Source organism: Cryobacterium roopkundense (genome assembly GCF_014200405.1).
GTDB classification, from domain to species: Bacteria; Actinomycetota; Actinomycetes; order Actinomycetales; family Microbacteriaceae; genus Cryobacterium; species Cryobacterium roopkundense.
This window is the reverse complement of record NZ_JACHBQ010000002.1, coordinates 20,814-40,978: the sequence shown is the minus strand read 5'-3', so window position 1 is coordinate 40,978 and position 20,165 is coordinate 20,814. Positions and strand designations below refer to the sequence as shown.

The following is a 20,165-nucleotide window of genomic DNA, read 5'->3' as shown; positions in this document are numbered from 1 at the left end:
ATTCGGCGCTTTGGTGAGACTTTACGGCAGAGGGACCACGGGTGTTGTGCTTCGTTCATTCCATTTATGCGGTGCTGGCTCCCAGACCGTGAGTTGTTTGAGCAAGTCTTGAGCGTTGTCGGAAATGATCAGCGCGTCCCGATAGGTCCTCCGGAGAAATCCTGCATCCACGCCGGCATCGATCGTCGCGATGAGGGGACCCCAGAAGCCAGCGATGTTGTACAGGCCTACTGGTTTGTTGTGGATTCCCAGTTGCTGCCAGGTCCAGACCTCGAAGAATTCCTCCAAGGTTCCGGTCCCGCCCGGAAGAGCAATGAAGGCATCGGACAACTCTGCCATCCGCGCTTTGCGCTCATGCATGGACTCAACCATTTCCAGCCGAGTGAGGCCCGGATGGGCCAATTCTCGGTCGACGAGAGATCCCGGCATAACACCGATGACGGAACCACCGTGGCTGAGTGCCTCGGTCGCGATGACGCCCATCAAGCCAACATTGCCGCCGCCATAAACGATCCCGATGCCTTGCTCAGCTAACGTGCCAGCGAGTAGGGCTGCACCTTCAGCAAACACTGGACGGTGACCGGATGCGGATCCGGTGAAGATTGCGACCTGCATTAGGCGGCCAGGGCGGGGAACACGAATTCGAGGAGCAGCGGCGCGACTGGAACGTCCAGTTCGGTCGTGGCGGTGGGATCTACCCATCGCAGTTCAACAATTTCCGCCGACGCTACCGGCGCGATGACGACATCGCTGCGATAGACGGTCGCGTCGACGATTGTGTCCAGCTCGTTTGCGGCGGCGGCACTCCAACTGCCCAGCAGGGCGAGGTCTTCCTTCGCGACCGTTACGCCCAGCTCCTCATGAACCTCCCGGAGAGCGGCCACACCGGGAGTTTCCCCGGGCTCGGATTTGCCGCCGGGCAGCATGAAAAAGCGTGTACCACGCTTACGGACGGTGAGTATCCTGCCGGCGCCGTCGCGAAAGCACACCGCAGCGACAACGAGCGTTTGAGTAATCATCCCGTCACGCTATCAAGCCTCCGCCCTCAAGACGCGTCCCACAGAGGGTTCGGCTTACGGGCTGAAATCCTTGCCATTGGCGAGATGTCGGAGGTCGGGGTTTTCCTGCCGACCCGGAAAGTCTCAGTTCGCCACGTCACGCCAAATCCGGACCGGATTTGCCTCCGGCAGCAACGCTGGAGGTGTACCCGACCCCCGACCTACCGCTCGCGTCCAGGAAGTAACTTTCCGGGATTGGCGAACTTCGCGACACTCGCGTCCAGAGGACCGCCATGCCCCATTCCAATCGTCGGCACCTGGAAATCCGGTTCATTCACGAAGGCGCTGTGGGGCTTCCCGACACCGACCAGATAGTTTCTCAGGCGAGCGAGCCGGCGAATCGCCACAGTAATGACTGCGACACCGCCGATGCCGGCTGCACCGCCAAGTGCGACAAGTGGTAGCGATTCGGTTGTCCCGTGCGACACGATATCGAAAATTCCCCGCGGCCAAAAGACCAACGAGCCGCCAACCAAGCCGATCCCGAGGATCAAGAACACCCTCGCGAAAGCCCTGCAGCGAATCCGGATGTCATCTGCCGCAGCCAGTGCGACGGCGGCCGCCCGTTTCGATGTCGAATATTCCTTCACACCCGACAGAATACTGAAACGTCCCGCGCTCCGCGCCCCCGTTCTTTCCCTGAATGGATTTGGTCATGCCCAACAAATATCCCTTAGATTCACCTTAAAGGCGCCGTGTCCGCTGGGGGTTCCCTTAAAGCTCCACATTGTCGGGTGGCCTCATCGCCGAAACGATCGTTGAGGTTTTGTCTTTGCGGCGATGAAGGTGCCCTTCATCGGGGTCGCAGTCGCGGAATGGTCCGGTGCTCTTATCAAAGATCACAGCAGCGTGACGGTCCCAATGGTTGATCCACCAGGACGACACTGCACCGGCGTCGCCGTCTTGCACGCTGGCATCGGCTTGCATGCTGGCTTGCCAGAGAGATTTGAAACGCGCGACGACTTCAGGGTGCAGCCACCACTGCGCGCACCACGGTGTGGGTTTCGTTCCGACAACTTCCACCGTGCGCAGGTGCGGCGTGAGCCAATCGAGAAACAACTCCCGAACGTCCGGGTCTTCCTGGTCGCTGCTCTCTTCTGCGTCGTCGCCCGGTTCCTGAGCGGGAATGGTGGTGTCGGCGTTGGGATCCTTTTCAGTCGTTTCGGCGTCCCAGTTCTCGCGCTCGACCTCGTCAGTTGGAACGTCGGCAAGAGCGTCGTCAGCCACGGGTAGCCACTTCCTCCGCGGCTACGTCCTCGATGCCTGGTTCATCTGGGGTCAGTGGAATGGCGCCAGCGACGGTCGTGGGTGGGAGCGGGCGGTTGATGACGGTTTTGAGTGCCTTGTCGCGGAACCAGGGGATGGTGTCCACCATGACGGGGCGGCATTTGGAGGTGAAGATGACGGCTCTCCATTCGGGGAGTGAACCGAGGGCAGCGATGTCGAGGGTATTGACTTTGCGGGTGTTGGTTGAGGTGGAGGTTTGGCCGTCGCGGCTGGTGGAGCTGCCGTAGGTGATTTCGTCGTGGTCGCCGATGAGTGCTGCGAGAGCACGGAGGAAGTCGTCGTCGCCGGAGCCGCCGCCATAGACGCGGTGTGCGGCGGCGTCCCAGAGGGTTTGCCAGCCGTCTTTGCCGAACGCGTCGATCGCCTGCGCCCGTGATTGGAAGTACGAGTTGAGCATGATGCCCATGGACCCGTAGTAGGAGTACACGGAGGGCAGTTCAGGCCAGCGAACGATGTTGGCGCATTCGTCCAGCTCCATCACCAGCGGGACTTGCAATCGGCCGCCGTTTTTTTGAGCTGTGTGTTCGGCGGTCTTGCAGATCGCGCGCACGAGCGCGGTCAGGATCGCCCCGCCCGATCCTTCCCCTTCTTTGGAGAGCAGGATGAGCGTGTCGGAGCTGTTGATGAACTCTTCCGGGTTGAACGACCGGATTCCGGGGGTGTCGGTCCAGGCGAGCAGGTCGTCGTCGGCCAAGGCCGAGGCCATACGTTGTGCGGTGGCGTAGACGCTGCCCTTAGTTTTTTCCGGCCAGCTGAGAATCCCTTCGATGGTGGCTGCTGGCCCTTTCTTGCCGTGCCGGCGGAGAATCTGCTCGGGGAGGTGCCCTTCAGCTCGGGCGAACCAGGCGAAGACTTGAGAGAGCGGTTCGTGTTCGAGGGCGGCGGCGAGAAAGAAGTAGGCGAGCATGTCACGGCCGGCGGTATCGAACTGGGAATCGCCGCCCCGATCTGAAGCTTTCCGGGTCGACGCTTCAAAGATCGCGGCGAGCTCCCGGGCATCGGAAGCGTTTTGAATGTAGTCGAGGGGGTTGAATACGAAGTCAGGGAGAGTCTCGCGGCGGTAGATGCGGTTCGGGTCGAAGATGAATGACGTCCCCCGGCCGGCGCGGCCGGCGAGAGTTTCCTGGACGCCGTCGACTTTGTTGGAGGTCATGATGGCGGCGCCGGGGGCTTCGATCATGTGCCGGATGACGAGGCCGGACGTTTTGCCGCGCCCGGTACCGAATACGTAAACGCCTAGGTCGCGCCACCCTTGGTAAACCCAGCGGGTACCGCGGCCGACGAGAATCCCGACGCGCTCACCCGGAGGCAGCTGCTCCGCGTCGGGGTGGAGGTACGTGGCTTCTTTCGCGCGGGCTTTCGCGCGCAGTACGGCGGACTGGCGTTTGGTGGCCATGTGCGCCAGCGCCCCATTGTTGCGTTTACGCGTGGCCCATTGGGCCTGCTTGGCCATGATGAACGAGAACAGGGCCACGACGAGGATCATGGCCGCGAACGAGGTCCAGGTCGCAGCCTCCGGCCACGGTGCGCCGTGGAGCAAGAAACCGCCCGCCAAGGCGGCGGGGTTCCAGGAGTACACGGTCCCCGTCGGGGTGATCGCCGCGCCGACGTGCACGGCCACGAGCAGGCCGAGGATGGCGAGGACTGCGAGCAGGCCCGTCATGATCCGGGCTTTCCAGTCGACCATTATTGTTCGCCTTCTTTCATGGGTTCTGTCCCGTACGGGTCGACGGCGACGTGGACGTGGTTGCAGGAGTCGCTGAATTGCGTCATCGACAGGTCGAGGGTGACGCCGGCATCGGCGCGGCACTGGGACTGGCCGGTGCCAGAGCCTGCGGGCATCACCGGGCTGAGCGCTTTGAGGAGCTTCAGCGCGCTGGGGTCGGCGCCGGTGGTGGGTGTGCGGTTGAAGGCGTAGAAGTCGACGGCATGCCCACCGCCGTTGGCGTAGTGCGGGGAGTTCACGCCCGCACCGAGGAGCGTGCCGGTGCAGGCCCGGTTGATGTCGGAGATCCCGACACTGTCGAACATGTTCGTGGCAATGGTGATCACCTGCAAAATGCGGGTGTCGATGCCGCAGTTCTGGTGAACTTCACCGTCGGCGATCCACCGGATCTCGCGGAGGTGGTCAGGTGAGAGCCCGGTGATTTTCCCCGCGTCGATCTTGTGCACGAGGGCCTGCGCGAGGACCGGGGCGTCCCCGCTGAGAGTTGCGGCGCACGCCGCGTCCGCGTTGGTGAGTGCGGACACCACGGACTGTGAGCCGCCGTAGTACTTCGTGTAGTGGTCGGGGTCCTTGTTGATCTGCACGGCGTGAGCAGCTGCAGAGGGCGTGAGAGTTTCCCAGTTGGGCACGTTCAGAAGGCGCTGGAAGAAGAACGTGGCCGCTTGGGTGGGGTTCATCCGCTCCGCGAGAGTGCCCCAGGTGTCGCGCTGCTGGAACAGGCCCCGCGAGTCGGGTCCGGCGGCGTCGCCGTACTCGAGGTTGCGTAGGGAGCTTTCGCCCATGGCGGTCATCACGGCGATGATCTGACCGTGGACGTTGACGCCGAGGGCGGCGCCGGCGTTCATGATCGATGCGGCGTTTACGAGCTGGTCGCCGACGTACCCGTCGACGGGTTCGTGCGTGGCCGCCGCCTGGGCGTTGGCCGCCACGGCAGCGCACGCGGAATTGGGCCCGCCGCTTGTGATGAGCAGCAGCCCTGTGAAGAGGATGACGAGGAGCACCACCGCCCCGGTCCCCAAGATCCCTTTTCCCATGAGGGGTTCAGTCCTTGGCCGCGGCTTCGCCGGCGGCCATGGCGGAGTCGGTGTTGGTCACTTCGATTTCCCAGTCCGAGCGGACGTGGTGAATGTGAGCTTCGGGTTTGGACCCGGTTTTGAAAATGCAGTTCCCGGGGTTTAGCCCCATCAGTGTCTGGGCGGTGTCGGGGGCGAAGTTGAAGGTCTCTTGCGCCCACCGGGCGTCTTCCGGGCGGTCCTGACGGAACGCGTACACCGTCTGCGCTTCCTGCACGACGGCGTAGCCGGGACTGTCCATCGGAATGTCAGTGCCCTTGTGCATCACGAACACGTTCGAAATGCCCAAGGAGCGGGAGAGCTTCTGGTTGGATTTCACGAGCTGCGCGGAGGGACCGCCGATCATGTGCCAGCCCTCCTCATAGATGACGTTGGTGATGTACCCGCGCTCCTCACGGAGCCGGCCCATCAGCCACATGTTCCCGATCGCCATGACCGTCGGGATCGCAGGACCGGAGTCGGGGAGCTGGGAAATATCGAACGTGGTGAGCTTGTGCGACAGGTCAACGCTCTTACTGGTCTCGCCGTCAAAGACGCCGGCGTAGGTCTCCAGCAGGTTTTCCAGGCCGAACCGGATCGACAGGCCTGCCTGGTGGAACCGCTCGCGCGCTCCCTCCGACAGCTCCTGATCGAGCGGCACCGTGCCGAGGTAGGGCATCAAATCGGTGGTGGTGGAGACGCGGGTGGTGTCCTGGCGCTGCTCGAACATCTGCTGCAGGGCATAACGGGTGGCTTTTTCCTCCCACTCCGTCGCAGCGGTGTCATCGCGGGCGATACGCGCCACCGCGTTGATGAGAAGCATCTGCCCCTGCAGGCCCGTGCCGCGGACAATGAGCGGGTCGATGAGGTTGAACCGGGTTCCGGAGCCGTCAGGGTCGAACCGGAGCGGTTCGGCGCCCATGCGCCGGGTCAGGCGGGCGTATTCGCCTTCGCCGCCTTCGTCTTTCTTGTCAAACACCACCGCGCGGTGGTTCCTCAGGAGCAGCGGCCGCATGACCATGACCGTCTTGGTGAAGGAGGACTTCCCCGACCCGACGGTGCCGAAGATGATCACGTTCGGTGACGTGACCTTCCGCGGCGTGGCGTTATACGCGGTCGGTGCGTCATGGCTGATCATCGTCGAGGAGAGATTGTCGGTGCCGTTGACGACCCCTTCAATCCCGGTCGGAGCGCCGATGATCCCCGTGTTCAGGATCTCCGCCTGCCGCGTCGTCGTCGGAGCGCCCGCCAGCTTGGGCGCGTACCATCCGCGCGCCGCCGCGCCCGTCGAGGAGCGCAGCACCGACCCGGGCCGGGAAAACGGCGGCACGTCCACCGCACGCCGGGCGACGCCCGTCGCGCCGGGCGCAGTGTCATCCTCACCGGTCAACAGGGTCGTGTCCGGTGCCATGGGCGTCATGAAGAGCCTGAGGCCCGGGACGCTGGCATACCAGGGCGCCTTCGGCGCAGCGGCACGCTTGCCGTGCGTGTGCGTGCCGGGGGTGACCGGGTCGGTGTGGGTCATGAGATCGCTTCCTTCTCGGAACGGCCAGCGAGACGATTAATGGCGCGCGTTGCCAGCGTCGAGGCCGAGGGCCGCAGGCCGCGACCGATCGGCCAGGTGGAACCGGACGCCCCAGACTGGAAAGAGTCCTGCCAGTCCAGGCGCTCGATCCCGAGGCCGGTGGCGCACACTTCCTCGAGCTGGCGAGACGCCTGCCCGAGGTCATCGCGCGTCGGGGCGGAGATCGTCACGAACCCGATCCAATCGACGCCATGATGATGCGACCCCGCAGCAAGGTCAGCGGAGCGGCGCTGCGCGGCCGACATGCGCATGGTGCTGTCGTCAGATATCAGCCGGCCCTTCTGCCGATCAGCGAGCACACCGGCTTGGTCACGCACCAAGTCAGCGCGAGCCTTCGACTTCGCCTGACCTGCCGGGACCAGGTGCAGGTGGAAGGACACGGATCGGATGAACGTCAGTTCCCGGCCGATCAGCAAGTCCAAGCACCACAGCGGACTGCGCCCACCCACGGCCAAATTCTCGCCGTGGATCGCCGCAGTGCGGTGCCACCACGTCACCGCCGGCGACGTCGGGCCGTCCTCGTTGACGACGACGGACGTCGAATCGACGCCCTCCACGATATGCGCGGAAAACTCGTCATGCGAGGCGATGCCCGCGCGCAGCGGGTCGACGTTGCGGGTGAGGTCGATGGGCAGATGCGGGTTCTGCTGGTGCAGCATCAGCGCCGTGGTCTGCTTGGCCGTCAACGCGCGAACGTCGCCCATTTTGGCCTCGTCCAGGCCGCGCTCCGTGGCGCGGATCTGGGTGGCCATCAGCTCCCGCCACGAATCGCGCCGGCCGCCTTCGCTGCGCCCGAATTTTCCGGCAGCGTCGGTGAACTGCTGATCAAGCGGCCAGGACACGACGACGTAGTGACGCTGCACCATCGAGTCGACACTGGACTTACGGATCACCTCGTCATAGGAGAGCTTCTGCGCCTCAAACGACTCCCGCTGCGCGGATGTCCAGTGGGGCTGCACCGTTTCCAGACGCGTCTTGACCCACAGCTGCTGCCTCGCTGAGTCGGGAGGGAGCACGCGGGTGAGCGTCTGCACGTCACTGATGAGGGACGACGGCGCTGCACGGCGGGCCAGGAAATGCCCCCACCCGTTGGCCGCCCGCGTCAGCGTCGCGGCGGTCTCCATTCCGCGCAGCTGCCCAGACACAGAAAAAGCCACCGACAAGTACGGCTGCTCCCCCACCGGGGCATGCCACGCTATCCCGGGGACGTTTGCACCGTACTGCAACCAGCCCATGCCATCGGCACCGTCCGGGTTGGCCCGCATCCGCAAAGCGAGGCCCTCCGCACTGCGCTTCTCATCCTTGGTGCCGCGAGTGATTGCTTCCTGCAGCTGGTCCCACGCGCCGACTTCATACGGCACGAATTCGTCCGTGCCGAGGCGCTTGCGCGCGCGCCACCGCGCACGCTTGCGGCGGCGCTCTAGGACCGTGCCGCGATGCGTTCGCGCGGTAGCCAACATCGTGATCCCGACCCCCGCCACGGCGGCGACCAGGGCCGGAAGGCCCAACCCCAGCACCATGCCGACCATGCCGCCGACGATGAAAAACCCCAGGAGCATCACCCGGGTCTTGGAAGCCGTGCCTCCAAAAAACCCGCGGTGACCCGACTCGCCGCCGAGGTACCGCAGGTACGCCGCCCGGGTGTCACTCATGAGTCGAATCCTTTCCGTAGTGCGCCTCTTCGTCATCGACCGGCGACACGGCCGCTTCACTCACCGAATCGGTGACCTTCTTCGTGGCGTCAAAGCTCGCCATGGCACCAGCGGCGAGCATCGTCGGAATGCCAATGGCCGCCCCGACACCGGTCGAGGACTCGGCCGCACCCGCAGCAGCGAGACCACCCTCAGCGGCAGCCGCCCTACCTGCGGCCCCTGCCCCAGCAGTTGACGCGCCAGCGCCGGCTTTACCGCCGATGGACGCTGCCTCAGAAATAGACGACGTCGCCGGTGTCCCCTCCGATGACGCCGTGACCGGGCTGCCCTTGCCGCCGGTCGTGACAGGCGAGCTGTCCGAGTCGTCCGAAGACGACGAGGACTTGTCACCAGTCGACGGCTTGCTTCCCCCACTGTTGTCATACTTCGCGTCAGCTTCCTGCATCGACTGGGCGCCGATGTTCGGACCGGTGGGCGCGTTGCCGATGCCGCCGCTCGGGATGATCGGGGCGAACTTCGTCAGGGCGACCGGGGCGAGCCCGGCCATGAACAACGCCAGGATCGACACGACCAGCGTCACCGTCTTCTGGAGGCTGGGTGTATCGGAGAGCGCATTCAGCTGCGCTGTCATCATGCTGTACGCGATCGCGAGCAGGAAGAACAGCAGCGGGTGGGAGGCGAGGACGCCGAACCAGAGATAGACGATCTTCGACCCGAAGGCCCGTTTCTTGGGATCGACGATCCACACAAAACCCAGCGGGAACAGCACGCCGGAGAAATACAGGGTGATGAGCTGCACCACCAGGATGAGCAGCACGATCAGCAAACCCAGAATCATGAAGAACATGAGGATGACACCGAGCACGGCGCCGCCGGCCAGGCCGGACCCGTCGTCCTCTGAAAGCATCGTGGAAAACTTCTCCACGATGCTCTGCGAGTTGTTGGTGACACCCCAAGCGATCAGTGAGTCCGACAGGGCGCCGAAAAACCTCACCAGGAATGCGCCGAGGGCGGGGCCGAACGCTGCGCCGATCATGAACGCCGGGGCGTACAACGTCAGGGACTCCCCCAGCTCACGGCCGGACTGCGTACCGCGTGCGACTCGGACGATCTGAGGAATGAGCAGGGCGACGAGCACGAAGATCGACAAGGCAAAAGACACCCTGTAGGCGCTGATGAACCAATCAGCCGTGAGGTCGGGGAGAGTCGCATGAGTGAGAGCTGGCAACACCGTATCGGAGAGGCCCTTGGCCGCGTCCTGCAACATGATGAAAGAGTTGCCTGCGGGATCGGACCAGAAATCCGCGATCCCCTTCGCCGTGTTCACGGCGCCACCCACACCCTCGACCGCGCGCACCGCGCCACAAACGATCCAGGTGTCTACGCAGTCGGGATCCTCGATGGCGGCAAACGCGATCGTGGGAATCATCAGCAACCGCCGGTATAGCGAGTTCCACCGTTACTGAGCTTTGCCTGATCGGGAGTTCCACCGCTCTCGAGATGCCACGCTCCCTCTTCCCAGACCATCGTTAGTGAGATGACGGCGGCCTTCGTGGGGCTGAGCTCGCCATTGATGACGTATCCCACGGCCAGGTTCACTTCGACCTTGTCGGCGGTAGAACCCTCAGAGACCATCCAGAGTCCATTCGTTGTTGAAAGGTGGAACGGCGTGCTGGCGGGAACTTGACCCGAGGTCATGTCTGCCTCAGCGAAACCCTCGTAGGCAGATGAGAGGTCTCGAAACGAGGCGTTGGCAGTCGAGGCCATGATGCCCGCGCTCACAGCGTCGGCGTCAGCGGACACAGGATGTGGGTACTGCCAGCCCCACCGATAAAAGGCCGTTGCGACTTCGACGGCTCCGAAGGTCGTGTGTTTGGCTTCTGCTTTCGCGGCTAGCACCATGGCAGCTGTGCGGTCCGGACCACCGAGGCAGCCTGTAGGGGCCACGTCGTCCTCGTCGTCCCCGCTACCCGAGCTTCCTCCAGACGCTGCCGCTGTGGGCGTTGGGGTGCTTGAGGTGGGGGCGGCGTTGGATTTCGAATCGGGGCGGGTCACGGTGTAGGCGATGCCTCCGCTGATCGCGATGACGAGGATGGCGGCCCCGATCACGTGGGGCCAGCGGCTGCGCCCTGATGCTGTAACCATTCGCATGCGTGTGTCCTTTAGATCGAGGCGACGGCGGGGGAAGCGAAGGTGAGGACTGCGCCGACGATGATGGCCAGGCCAGCTAGAGAGGCGAGTGCGATGCCTGCCCACACTGCTTTGCGGCGCCCTTGTGAATGCGCTTGAGGGTTGGGGTTGGTCTCACCGGAGGCTCCTGACATCGCCACAATTCCGAAGATCAGGTACCCGATGGCAACGAGGATTCCGATGGCCCAGAGGGCCGCGATGAGTTTCTGCCACAGGGCCGTAAACTCGGCTCCGCCGAAGGAGAAGTCGGGGAGGATCCCGTCCAGTGGGTTGTCTATCGCGGCGAGGAGGATGAGCTCGTGCATGGTTAGGCCTTCCGGTTTTGTGAGGGTGCGGCCGATACGGCGGATTGCAGAGAACGGACCACGCTTGCGGCGGCGGAGGTGAAGGCGTCCCGGGTCGCTGGGTTCAGGTTGCCGAGGGTGATTTGGCCACGCTCGGCGATGTGGGCGTCATAAGGGATTTCGTGCAGGGCGCTCACGCCGGCGTCCTTCAGTAGTCGCTCGACTTCCTGGCGTACCGCGTCGTTCTCCGGCCGACCGTCCGTCAATCGGATGGCGATTGCTGTGTCTGCCAGCTTCGCTGAGTCGCCACCTGCGGAGCGCAGCTCGTCGAGCAGTTGGATCGCCTCGAGGACGGAGTCGCCGGCGTTCATGACGGGGATCACGAGCACGTCGGACACGGACACTGCGCCTTGGAAAGCTGAGGACGTTGTGACATTGCCTGAGTCCATGACGCGGATTCCGTAGAACTCGTCGATAACACTGGTGACAGCGATCACGGAATCTCCCGTCAGTCGTTCGCGGCGACCGGTGGAGCCGATCACCGATGCGAACGACGTTTGGGGGGCGGTGTAGCCGGCGAGGTGGCCGGCCGTGCGAATCTGGGTGACGTCGCGTACCAGCTCCCCCAGTCCGAGCTGCGGGTTGCCTTCGGCGCGGAAGTTTAGTGCGCCGGGGTCGTCGGACACTTCGAGGATCGCGACGGATCCGCCGCGGATCGCGGCGAGCACTCCTCCGAGTAGTAGGGCGGTAGGGGTTTTGCCTGTGCCACCCTTGGGATTGTTGATCAGGATCGACACCGCGCGTGTCCACGTCGCCTGCCGGACTGTGGTCTCGTCAGCGGTACGCAAATCAACGCGCTGCCGTTCAACGACTTCCGCTGGCCCTGGGGCCACCGGTAGTCCCAGGCTGGCCAGAACACCGCGGAAACCGACGCTCGCTTTCGCGGGGTTACTCATGCGGGACGCTGCCGCGAGGCCCGCGGCCGGACTGCTGAAAAGTACGGACGTGCTCGACCGGTCGACAGCCTCCGGGAAGATAGGTGATGCAGGAGTGGGCGTGGTCTCCGGTGTAACACGTTCCGTATCGGCGACGAGCGTGGTTTCTGCACGCCGGCGAGGAAGTGTCGGGGCGAAGGGGGTGGTGTCGTCTTCGATGTAATCTCCGGCGCGATCAGCGGCACCGAAAACGCCGCTTGCGTTCGCGTGACTGGTGTTACTCATGGGTATTATTTCCTCTCGAGTAGCTGTTATACACTCAAGGCACCTAATCTCACCCAGAGGTGACATAATTTTCCCACCATCTGCCCCGTGATTCTACCCCCCGAAAAACCCCGCCGCGATTGTTTAACGCTGCAATTTTCCTTGATTCGATGCTGTTTTAAGTGGTTTTGGTCGGTGTCTTAAGTGGCGATGCGAACTGTACCGCCGGCCACTGACATTACTGGACGGTATTTTCTATAAATAAATAAATGCGTTCGCATTCAACACGCGGAGATGCGCGAAATGACCGTCTCACGCGGAACTGCGCCACAATTGGTGCCATGGCACGGTCTGAGATTTTGATGAAGGACGCCCCGGCGCGGGTCAAAGTGTTTCAGGAGTTGTTTGCTGCTCCCGCTCGTGTCCTGGTTCTCCGCGCGCTGCTCCCCCGGCCCCTCAACTACGCCGAGCTTTTTGCAGCATTGGGTGATGTCATGAGCCGTCCCGCTATTCATGGCGCACTGGTCGATCTTCGAGCGCTGGGCTACATCGAGGACGATGCGCCTGACGACGTCATACGCAGGCCTTCTACGACCAAGCTCGCTGCGCGTCGCGATCGCATCACTCACGACTTCGGCCAGGCACTCGAATACGTCCTCGGCTGAGCTGCGGCGATCGGCCCGGCGCGTCTTGTGTGAAGCGGAGACGAGCGACGCGGGTGCATCTTCGCTCTGTACGCAGTGATCATGGCGATACCTCTCGGATAAAACAACCTGGACCGAGTGGTCGCCAAACACTCCCCCGCGCGCCCAATCGCTCGCGCTCCTCTGCTCCTGCGGGCAGGTCCCCGCACTCGTAGTTTGAGCGTGCTTCAGGCGGCTCATGCTTGACCTCCGCCCGCACCCTAACATTAAGTGTTAGTGTGAGCTGGTGTCTTATGCAATTACGGCAGAATGATGGGATGCCGCGCTATGCATCCTCTGCAGGACCTCCGCCGCTTACCGCGACGAGGGCGATGATGGTGTTCGGCGTGAACCCAGTTCGTGGGGCGATCATTCATCTTCTCTCTCGTCATCCAGAAGGGATGACCTCAGGTGCAATCCACAGAGAGCTCAACGCGACGTATCAAACAGTCTTACGGCACCTCCAAGAGCTGGAGTCCTCTGGCGCCGTCACCACAGACGCCGGCGAGAAGAGGCAGGGGCAGCGAGTCATCTACGTGGCCAACCGAGATGCTGTTCGCTCAGCCTTGGCCGGCTACGAAGAATACCTGCTCGGATAATAAAGCAACACGCCGACGCAGGTATGTATTAATATTGTCGCTCTCTGCCAGCCTTGCAATCATGGCAATGGAACCAGGACGTGCCCGGCGGAGAGTCAACGCTCCGACCGTGTTATTGCAGGTGCGCGTTGACCCGGAAATCTTCGAGCTTGTCAACGAAGCTGCCGCTGCCAGCGGCGCTGCCAAGGCTCTGTACATGCAGACCCTGCTCCACGACCTCGCCGCAACGGGCGGAAGACTGCCCGTTCTCGACATCGGCCGACCTCAGCTAGAGGAGCTGCCCATCCCAGCCGCTTAACGAAAAAAGCCCATCGCTTTCGCGACGGGCTTTTGCAAGTTTCGTAGCTCAAACCCTCACAGCTTCCCGGCACCGAGGTTAGAGCTAATCCAGATCACCAGCCCCTAGGGGAGGTTTCTCTATGCCACAGAGCATAGCGCACAAAACAGTAGACGCACTTGAAGGTGCGTTCGGCGTGTCTGCTTCTGCGTGGACGCCCTGGGATTTGTCGCGCCGGCTGAGCCCGCGCGACCAGGTGCGCGTGATGAAGCGCGATGCATACGGCCGTCTGGACGAGAACAGCTACCCCCTCATCTACCGCGTCGGGCCGACCGAGCCCACGACGCCGTGGCTCGTGCGTCTGGCCGACGACGCGGGTATTTTCCGTCTGTTGTGTTTTGACTTCGACGGCAAAGAAGCCGGCGTGGTCTCTCCTGATCTGATGGAACGCGCCGTCGACGACTGCGACGCCCTCTCCGGGCTCCTCGACCGCCTCGCGATCGCACACGTGGTTTGCCAGTCCTCTGGCACCGGCGGTCGCCACATCTGGGTCGCCCTGCACGGCGGCGCGCCGGCCGCCGTCGTGGCCGCTCTCGCGGGCGCGGCGCACGCCAACTATTCGACTCTTGACCATGGGATGCTCTGCAACCCGCGGGAGGGTGGAGCACGCCCTCCGCTGGCTCCGCACCGCGACGGCAGCAGTTCGACGATCCTCCGCGGCGCCGTCGAGGACCTTCTGTCGCCGACGGCGACCAGCACCGACCTTGACACCCTCACCCGAGTCCTCGACCAGGCGAAGCCGGCCTCGAGGCCCTCCGACACGACACCGTCGGGCCCCATCGATGCTCGGTACAGCGCGCACCGCCCCCTGAGCGCGTGGGGCCAAGGGCACATGGCGACCGTCAACGGCGGCAGCAACCCGAGCTGGACGGGGTTCATGTGCTTGCTCGCGGCCGCATCAGCCGGGTGGACCCTCGCCGACGCCTCCCAGGAGGCGCGTACGGCGCCGGGGATGGAGCACTACCGGACCAAGAACATGAGCCGAGGAGCCCGCAAACCGCGCACCGAGGCCGAGGCCACCGCGCGCCTGGAGCGCCAGTGGGCCAAAGCCCAGCAGTACTCGGCACTACAAGCACCGCTCGGATCCTCGCGGACTCCCGCCGATCTCGCGGAGCTTGGCGTCATCGTCGACACTGTCGATGACCTCCTGACCCGGTTCCGGGCCTCCCCCGGACGGTGGGGCCAGAGCGAAGCGGCGACGTCTCGTCGTACGATCCTGTCCGCGGTGGCGTACCTGACCTTGCAGACCGGTAAGCGGACGGTAGCGGCGTCCATCAGGGATCTGGCCCTGATGGTCGGCCTCAGTCGCGACACCGCCAGGCGGGCCCTCACCGCCCTCGCGGAGGACGGGTTCCTCGTCCGGGTGTCGCTGAGTGACAGTGGCAATGCCGCTGAATGGCGGCTCTCCACAGACTTTTCCACAGCCTCTCGTACGGTTGCGTCACAACCACTTAATAACCCCCGCCCCCCCTCCGAGCTCTTCAATCTCCGCACGTCGTTGGTGACCAACCTGGAACGCCAGCTCACCGACGGCCGGCACGATCTCTTCACCCGTCCTGGGCTCGGGCACCTCGCCGGCAAGGTCTACGCTCTCCTCGCCCAGCACCCCGCCCTGACCCTCGAGACGGCTGCCCGCTTACTTGGGGTCAGTACCCGCCACATCGCCACGATCTTCAGTCGTCTCCGCCACCACCGCTTGATCGTCAAGCATGTGGATGGGTGGGCTCGGGCGAAACGGGATCTCCGAGACCTAGCTGCTCGTATCGTCGGCGTCGCAGGGCTGCTCCTTGATCGAGCGAACCGGTATCGAGCCGAACGGGAGGTGTGGGAATGGTGGCAAGCCGAAGTCGCGACGATGAACGCCGCTCCCCGGCGCCGTCCGAGACGGGTGGATGTGTCGAGTCGGCCGTTGTTTCGTGATGTGAATGCGCCTGGTGAGCGGGTGTGGCCGCGTTACCCGCGCTCGAGCGATCAGCGTGGTGATCACCGGTCTGCGCGGGAGCTCGTCGATCTGGGCGTGCTCAATCCTGAGAATCGTTGGCAGTACCTCGGAGACGCGGCCTAACCACCAGGTGTACCCCTGGTGGGAGACCCTTGGTCTCTGTCGAGCTATCAGGTTGGTGATACGCGTTGGATCGGGGTCGTTTCGATGGCGGTGTTGATACGTTCAGTGTTGTGGTGGTTGGGACGGGATTTAAGGGATTGGTGCGGTCGGTGAAGTGTTGCCGGTAGGCCCGCTTGGATTGGAGGGTCTCGGCGAATCGCTCGGCCAAGCATTGGTCAGGGCAGTGCAGCGTGATGAAGTGGAGCGGCCGGGGCATCGTTGACGGCGTGAGAGTTGTGGTTGGGTGTGGGTTGTTGGTGAGGCTTGGTTGACTCATACAGTGACGCTGTGTTCGAGGGCTGCAGCCTCTTTTGGGGTCCTTGGCAATGCAGGGGTTGCGTCACAAAATGGAGCAATCGTCCCTGCTGATTGGAGGACATTGTGAAATTTGAGCGCCATACGCGTGTGAAATTGCTCGGGCGGAGTGTGATGAAGAGGTCGACGAAGATCTGGTTGAGAGTGAATGATTTTGGGCAACTGCCCACCGTTCTCGTCAATCCGAGGAGCGCGCATGGTCGGATTGTCCCCGGTATCTGGTTGGGCGATCCTCAGGATTTCACGGTCGACGGAACGACGTATCGGTGGCTAACTGCGTATTTCGACTCAGTGGGGCTGAGTGGGGATCCGTGACGCTACGTGATCTGGGCCAGATCATCACACGTAGTTTTAGGGCACTTTAGTGTCCTGCGACGGACGTTCGGTTGAGAAGTCGTTTGAGGGATTCGAGGATTTGTTCTGCGGATTTGGTCCAGATGAATGGCTTCGGGTTTTCGTTCTACGCTTTTACCCAGTTGCGGGCGTCGGCTTCGAGTGCTTGAGAAGAGCAGCCCATTGCCTGGCCGGTGCAGCGCGCGGGTCGGCTGTTGCGGTGGATCTACTGTGGTTCCGGGCCGTTGAACCGCAGCTGTCGGCTGACAACTTCTTTGGCAACTTCCTCTAGGGTTTGGCCGCGACTGGCGGCGAAGACGCGGAGTCGGTCTAGGGCGCGGGCCGGGTCGACTCCGAGTTGAACCGACACCATGCCCGAGGCTTGGTGTACTTCGGGCCGCAAGTGCAACAGGGTTAGTGCGGTCAAGGGGGCTAAGGTTCCAGACATCCGAGCCGCGGACGGTTGTCGGGGCCGAAAATTCCGCTTGGCCTGGTGGCGGTTATCGACCACATCGGAGTGCAGCCCACAGATGACCCGTCGGGCCTGGGAGTGCTCGGCCCCGGCGACGGACAGGCTCAGGTAGGTGCACAGCCGCGAGAAGTCCAGTTCGCGGGTGAGGTCATTCCACAGTTTTTCAAGCTCGATCGCGGCGGTGATGGCACCGGCGTCCCACAGCAGCGCCGCCATCGAGCCGTGACAACGAACTGTCCGCCCGGTCCGCGCGGCGATGTGGGCAATGATGCCGCCGATCACGGTGTGGAACTTGCCGGCGTCGAGTTGCCCGTCGGCGTAGAAACGGGCAAGGGTAGCGGCCGCATCGATGCTTACAAATGTCTCGACCCGCCGGGCCTCAACGACATCAATTTCGGCAGCTTCGAGATGGGCGGCAATCGCAACACGCTGATCACGGGTTGCGACGACGAGCGCAGCATCACCAGCTTTGATCGCCGCGGCCGCATAGCCGCCCACTGTGGTGATGAGGTCCGCGTTGTCTTGGTGAAAATGGACGACGTGAGCACCAGTCTCGAGCGTGATGGCCTCGATCGCCATGACTACCTCCTGCACCCTGCCCTGCAGCGCCACCATACTCCTATCACGAAAAGTCCGACGACATCTGTGAGAACTGGCCAGACCGTTGGCACGACACGACGTCGATGCGGGCATGTGCTTTCGTGACGTATGCGGTGCGGTGAACGCGCTGATTCGTGAGCATCGAGGCGGCAGTTCGAGCTGAACGGTTGCCGGCCCGAGTGCGGCTCACAGTGTGTGGCGGCCAGGTCGGTGATCTCCGTGCCCACCGGCATGGTCAGAAGACCGGAAGCAATTGTGCCGCCGCCAATGAGAACCGTGGCACTCACGACGGTGTCGCTGCTGTAGCTGCTTGCGCCGGAATGGTCGGCCTTCGGTTGCTGCGACGAGATCGCGCTCACGCTGGGTGACGGCCGGGTAGTGCGGATCGTGGATTTGGCCGATCGTGGTGGGGGTGGCGCGGGTGCGCGGGTAGTCGGGTGCCACGAGCGGGGGTGGGCACGACAGTGGGATCTGCGCACCCGCCCGTGGGATACGCGGTGTCCGAGGGGTGCGCGGGGTTGCGGAGTCCGGGCTGGTACCGGCGGTATCTTCCGGGTATGGCGGAAGTGCTGTGATTGCTTGGCCGAGTACCTCGAGGTCAGTCAGAATTTCAAGAGCTATCGACAAGGTAGACGGGATGGTTAGGGTGTTGGCATGGCCATCGTCCCCATTCCATTTCGAGGGACGACCCTCGAATATGGCCTGCCAAGTCAGCCGTTGGTTATATTGCTGCACGATTGGTTCGGGCGGCTGAACGGTATGGAACATTATGGTGTTTCTCTCGCTCGGCGCGGCTTTCACGTGCTCATCCCGGATCTTTACCACGGGTGGGCTGCCACCGACGAGGAGGATGCGGCAGTTCTTGTCGAGATCAATCTTCCAATGGCATTGAACACTCTTCACGAGATAGTGCGCATCGGACGGGCATACGACGTGCCAGGAATAGGCGTGGTTGGGTTTTCGATGGGTGGCTGGCTCGCTCTTCTTTTGGCCCGATCCGGGAACGTCAACGCGATCGTGGTCTATGACGCGATACTCAGCGACGCTGATCAAGGTGTGCTGCCTTGCCCAGTTCAACTACATCTTGCGGGGGTGGACACGCCTGATTGTGCGGCTTTCATCGTCCGTCTCCTCGATGACGGGACGACTCTGGAACGCTTTAACTATGCCGGGTCAGAGCAAACACCCGCACACGCAATCGCTCCCCGCACATTGACGGCTGCATCTGCAACTCAAGCTTTCGCGCGCTCGACATCGTTCCTGAAGAGGTACCTCGTCAACTAGCCATGGTCCGCACAGAGTGAATTTGATGTAGCTAGTGCGCAGAAGCGTCCTGCTGCACAATCAACTGATCGCTGCCAGCACCGCGGCCGCCATGGGGTGGCTTGTGAATTCGTCGAATGTCCCACACGAAGGCCTACGCCGCGATCTCGGCGGGAGTCCTCGCCCAGATCGAATGGATCGTTATCGAGCCGAACGCGAAGTGTGGGAATGGTGGCAGGCCGAGGTAGCGACGATGAACACTGCCCTTCGGCGCCGTCCTAAACGGGTGGATGTGTCGAGTCGGCCGTTGTTTCGTGATGCGGATGCGCCTAGTGAGCGGGTGTGGCCGCGTTACCCGCGCTCGAGCGACCAGCGCGGTGACCACCGCTCGGCGCGGGAGCTCGTCGACCTGGGCGTACTCAACCCTGAGAATCGTTGGCAGTACCTCGAAGACGCCGCCTAACCACCAGATGCACCCCGGTGGGGAGACCCTGCGGGTCCTGAGACCGCTTCGCGGCGGCCCTTTTCCATTTTCTATCTGTCTGGCCGGTCATCGTAGTTCGCTCCCGTGCCTACGTGCCCACCTGGTCGGGCGCGGTCGCACGCTCCCTTACTTCGCCCGGCCAGCCGTGCACTTCGGCACTCCCGCTCTCAATCGATTCTCTTGCCGACAGGCAAAAAAATCAGTTGAGCGGAGAGTCTCATGCCCCAGTTCCTCGTTGTCACCCGTCCCGAACGCACCAGCGATGACATAGCCGCCGATCGCAAAGCCGCTAACGCGTTCTTTGCCCGATACATGCGGACAAACGGCACCACGGCCCAGCGTGACCTCGACCGAGTCATCCAGTTCTACAGCCACGACTGGAACCTGATCTGCTGCGCCATTGAGGCCAGCCAATGGTCACTAACCCACGTGCACGACACCGCCGCGAGGCGGGCCGCTGCACGGGCTGAACGGGCCGTCGCGAACGAGATCCCCGCCCGCGATGGTTCCCAGCTCCGCCCCTACGTCCACGCGACGACCACGAAGCGCATGCACCCCGCAGGCGTGACGCCACGGCCCGTCGCCGAACGACTCGCTGCACGAGCCGAAGCGGAACTATTTTGGCACCGCTGCCACAAACCGTCCGCCCGATACCGTTCCGCCGTGCTCAGAGACGATGTGCCCTTCCCGAGGTGGCTGATCCTGCACCCCGGCTACGGGCCGCAGCAGGACGCCCCCGAGGGCTACGCCGGAACGCTCCGACGGCCCAAAGCCCAACGCTTCGTGCTGAACAAGGTTCGACCCGCAGGAATCAGCTACGACCGCGCACTGGAAATCGCCCTCGCAGCCCTCGGCCCGACCACACACTGAGCGCAGGCTGAGGCCGCCCGCCGGGCGGCCTCAGCCGTGAGGGGGAACTTCCCCCTCACACTCCCCGGTAGC

General features: G+C 63.3%; 20 protein-coding genes. 7 read left to right on the top strand and 13 right to left on the bottom strand.

The features are described 5' to 3' along the window. Nucleotides 1–21: 21 nt before the first annotated feature. From BJ997_RS20940 to BJ997_RS20885, 12 genes are all read right to left on the bottom strand, one after another. Nucleotides 22–615 carry an LOG family protein gene (locus BJ997_RS20940; protein WP_035835709.1) on the bottom strand — a complete coding sequence of 198 codons (594 nt, stop codon included), beginning with the start codon at nucleotides 613–615 and terminating at the stop codon, nucleotides 22–24. Next, nucleotides 615–1,019 (bottom strand): NUDIX hydrolase, encoded by a 405-nt coding sequence (locus BJ997_RS20935; protein WP_035835710.1) that lies wholly within the window; start codon nucleotides 1,017–1,019, stop codon nucleotides 615–617. Before BJ997_RS20935 ends, BJ997_RS20940 begins: the two co-directional genes overlap by 1 nt. A 200-nt stretch (nucleotides 1,020–1,219) precedes the next feature. After that, complete coding sequence (locus tag BJ997_RS20930; RefSeq protein ID WP_035835711.1) at nucleotides 1,220–1,648, bottom strand: hypothetical protein; 429 nt, start codon at nucleotides 1,646–1,648, stop codon at nucleotides 1,220–1,222. Between the two features lie 124 nt (nucleotides 1,649–1,772). After that, the gene (locus BJ997_RS20925; protein ID WP_052542041.1) at nucleotides 1,773–2,285 is read right to left on the bottom strand and encodes a DUF4913 domain-containing protein; all 513 of its coding nucleotides are present in this window, start codon (nucleotides 2,283–2,285) and stop codon (nucleotides 1,773–1,775) included. Beyond that, entirely contained in the window at nucleotides 2,278–4,032 is a 1,755-nt protein-coding gene (locus BJ997_RS20920) for a type IV secretory system conjugative DNA transfer family protein (RefSeq protein ID WP_035835712.1), read from the bottom strand. The genes BJ997_RS20925 and BJ997_RS20920 overlap by 8 nt, the downstream gene beginning before the upstream one ends. Further along, nucleotides 4,032–5,105 carry a hypothetical protein gene (locus tag BJ997_RS20915; protein ID WP_035835713.1) on the bottom strand — a complete coding sequence of 358 codons (1,074 nt, stop codon included), beginning with the start codon at nucleotides 5,103–5,105 and terminating at the stop codon, nucleotides 4,032–4,034. The genes BJ997_RS20920 and BJ997_RS20915 overlap by 1 nt, the downstream gene beginning before the upstream one ends. Before the next feature lie 7 nt (nucleotides 5,106–5,112). Beyond that, nucleotides 5,113–6,648: a hypothetical protein gene (locus BJ997_RS20910; protein ID WP_052542043.1), complete on the bottom strand. Its 1,536-nt coding sequence runs from the start codon at nucleotides 6,646–6,648 to the stop codon at nucleotides 5,113–5,115. Beyond that, complete coding sequence (locus tag BJ997_RS20905) at nucleotides 6,645–8,360, bottom strand: hypothetical protein (RefSeq protein ID WP_035835714.1); 1,716 nt, start codon at nucleotides 8,358–8,360, stop codon at nucleotides 6,645–6,647. Before BJ997_RS20905 ends, BJ997_RS20910 begins: the two co-directional genes overlap by 4 nt. After that, entirely contained in the window at nucleotides 8,353–9,789 is a 1,437-nt protein-coding gene (locus BJ997_RS20900) for a hypothetical protein (RefSeq protein WP_035835715.1), read from the bottom strand. The genes BJ997_RS20905 and BJ997_RS20900 overlap by 8 nt, the downstream gene beginning before the upstream one ends. Next, the gene (locus tag BJ997_RS20895) at nucleotides 9,789–10,511 is read right to left on the bottom strand and encodes a hypothetical protein (RefSeq protein ID WP_035835716.1); all 723 of its coding nucleotides are present in this window, start codon (nucleotides 10,509–10,511) and stop codon (nucleotides 9,789–9,791) included. Before BJ997_RS20895 ends, BJ997_RS20900 begins: the two co-directional genes overlap by 1 nt. A gap of 11 nt (nucleotides 10,512–10,522) precedes the next feature. Then, a complete protein-coding gene (locus BJ997_RS20890) occupies nucleotides 10,523–10,855 on the bottom strand; it encodes a hypothetical protein (RefSeq protein ID WP_221244290.1) in 333 nt (110 codons plus the stop codon). A gap of 2 nt (nucleotides 10,856–10,857) precedes the next feature. After that, nucleotides 10,858–12,054 (bottom strand): MinD/ParA family ATP-binding protein, encoded by a 1,197-nt coding sequence (locus tag BJ997_RS20885; RefSeq protein ID WP_052542044.1) that lies wholly within the window; start codon nucleotides 12,052–12,054, stop codon nucleotides 10,858–10,860. Nucleotides 12,055–12,374: 320 nt separating this feature from the next. Between BJ997_RS20885 and BJ997_RS20880 the strand changes: the two genes are divergently transcribed. The 4 genes from BJ997_RS20880 (at nucleotide 12,375) to BJ997_RS20865 (ending at nucleotide 15,717) form a co-directional block, all read left to right on the top strand. Beyond that, the gene (locus tag BJ997_RS20880; protein ID WP_035835717.1) at nucleotides 12,375–12,698 is read left to right on the top strand and encodes a hypothetical protein; all 324 of its coding nucleotides are present in this window, start codon (nucleotides 12,375–12,377) and stop codon (nucleotides 12,696–12,698) included. A gap of 272 nt (nucleotides 12,699–12,970) precedes the next feature. Further along, the gene (locus BJ997_RS21680; RefSeq protein WP_084141094.1) at nucleotides 12,971–13,315 is read left to right on the top strand and encodes a helix-turn-helix domain-containing protein; all 345 of its coding nucleotides are present in this window, start codon (nucleotides 12,971–12,973) and stop codon (nucleotides 13,313–13,315) included. A gap of 61 nt (nucleotides 13,316–13,376) precedes the next feature. Beyond that, entirely contained in the window at nucleotides 13,377–13,613 is a 237-nt protein-coding gene (locus BJ997_RS20870) for a hypothetical protein (RefSeq protein ID WP_152602102.1), read from the top strand. Nucleotides 13,614–13,788: 175 nt separating this feature from the next. Beyond that, the gene (locus BJ997_RS20865) at nucleotides 13,789–15,717 is read left to right on the top strand and encodes a hypothetical protein (protein ID WP_183323855.1); all 1,929 of its coding nucleotides are present in this window, start codon (nucleotides 13,789–13,791) and stop codon (nucleotides 15,715–15,717) included. 913 nt (nucleotides 15,718–16,630) lie between these two features. Here BJ997_RS20865 and BJ997_RS20860 read toward each other — a convergent pair. Then, nucleotides 16,631–17,455: an MEDS domain-containing protein gene (locus tag BJ997_RS20860; protein ID WP_160175849.1), complete on the bottom strand. Its 825-nt coding sequence runs from the start codon at nucleotides 17,453–17,455 to the stop codon at nucleotides 16,631–16,633. Between the two features lie 675 nt (nucleotides 17,456–18,130). Here BJ997_RS20860 and BJ997_RS20855 point away from each other — a divergent pair. The 3 genes from BJ997_RS20855 (at nucleotide 18,131) to BJ997_RS20845 (ending at nucleotide 20,093) form a co-directional block, all read left to right on the top strand. Further along, the gene (locus BJ997_RS20855; RefSeq protein WP_035835723.1) at nucleotides 18,131–18,760 is read left to right on the top strand and encodes a dienelactone hydrolase family protein; all 630 of its coding nucleotides are present in this window, start codon (nucleotides 18,131–18,133) and stop codon (nucleotides 18,758–18,760) included. 232 nt (nucleotides 18,761–18,992) lie between these two features. Next, complete coding sequence (locus tag BJ997_RS20850) at nucleotides 18,993–19,202, top strand: hypothetical protein (RefSeq protein WP_152602104.1); 210 nt, start codon at nucleotides 18,993–18,995, stop codon at nucleotides 19,200–19,202. Between the two features lie 240 nt (nucleotides 19,203–19,442). Next, the gene (locus BJ997_RS20845) at nucleotides 19,443–20,093 is read left to right on the top strand and encodes a hypothetical protein (protein ID WP_035835724.1); all 651 of its coding nucleotides are present in this window, start codon (nucleotides 19,443–19,445) and stop codon (nucleotides 20,091–20,093) included. The last annotated feature ends 72 nt before the right edge of the window (nucleotides 20,094–20,165 follow it).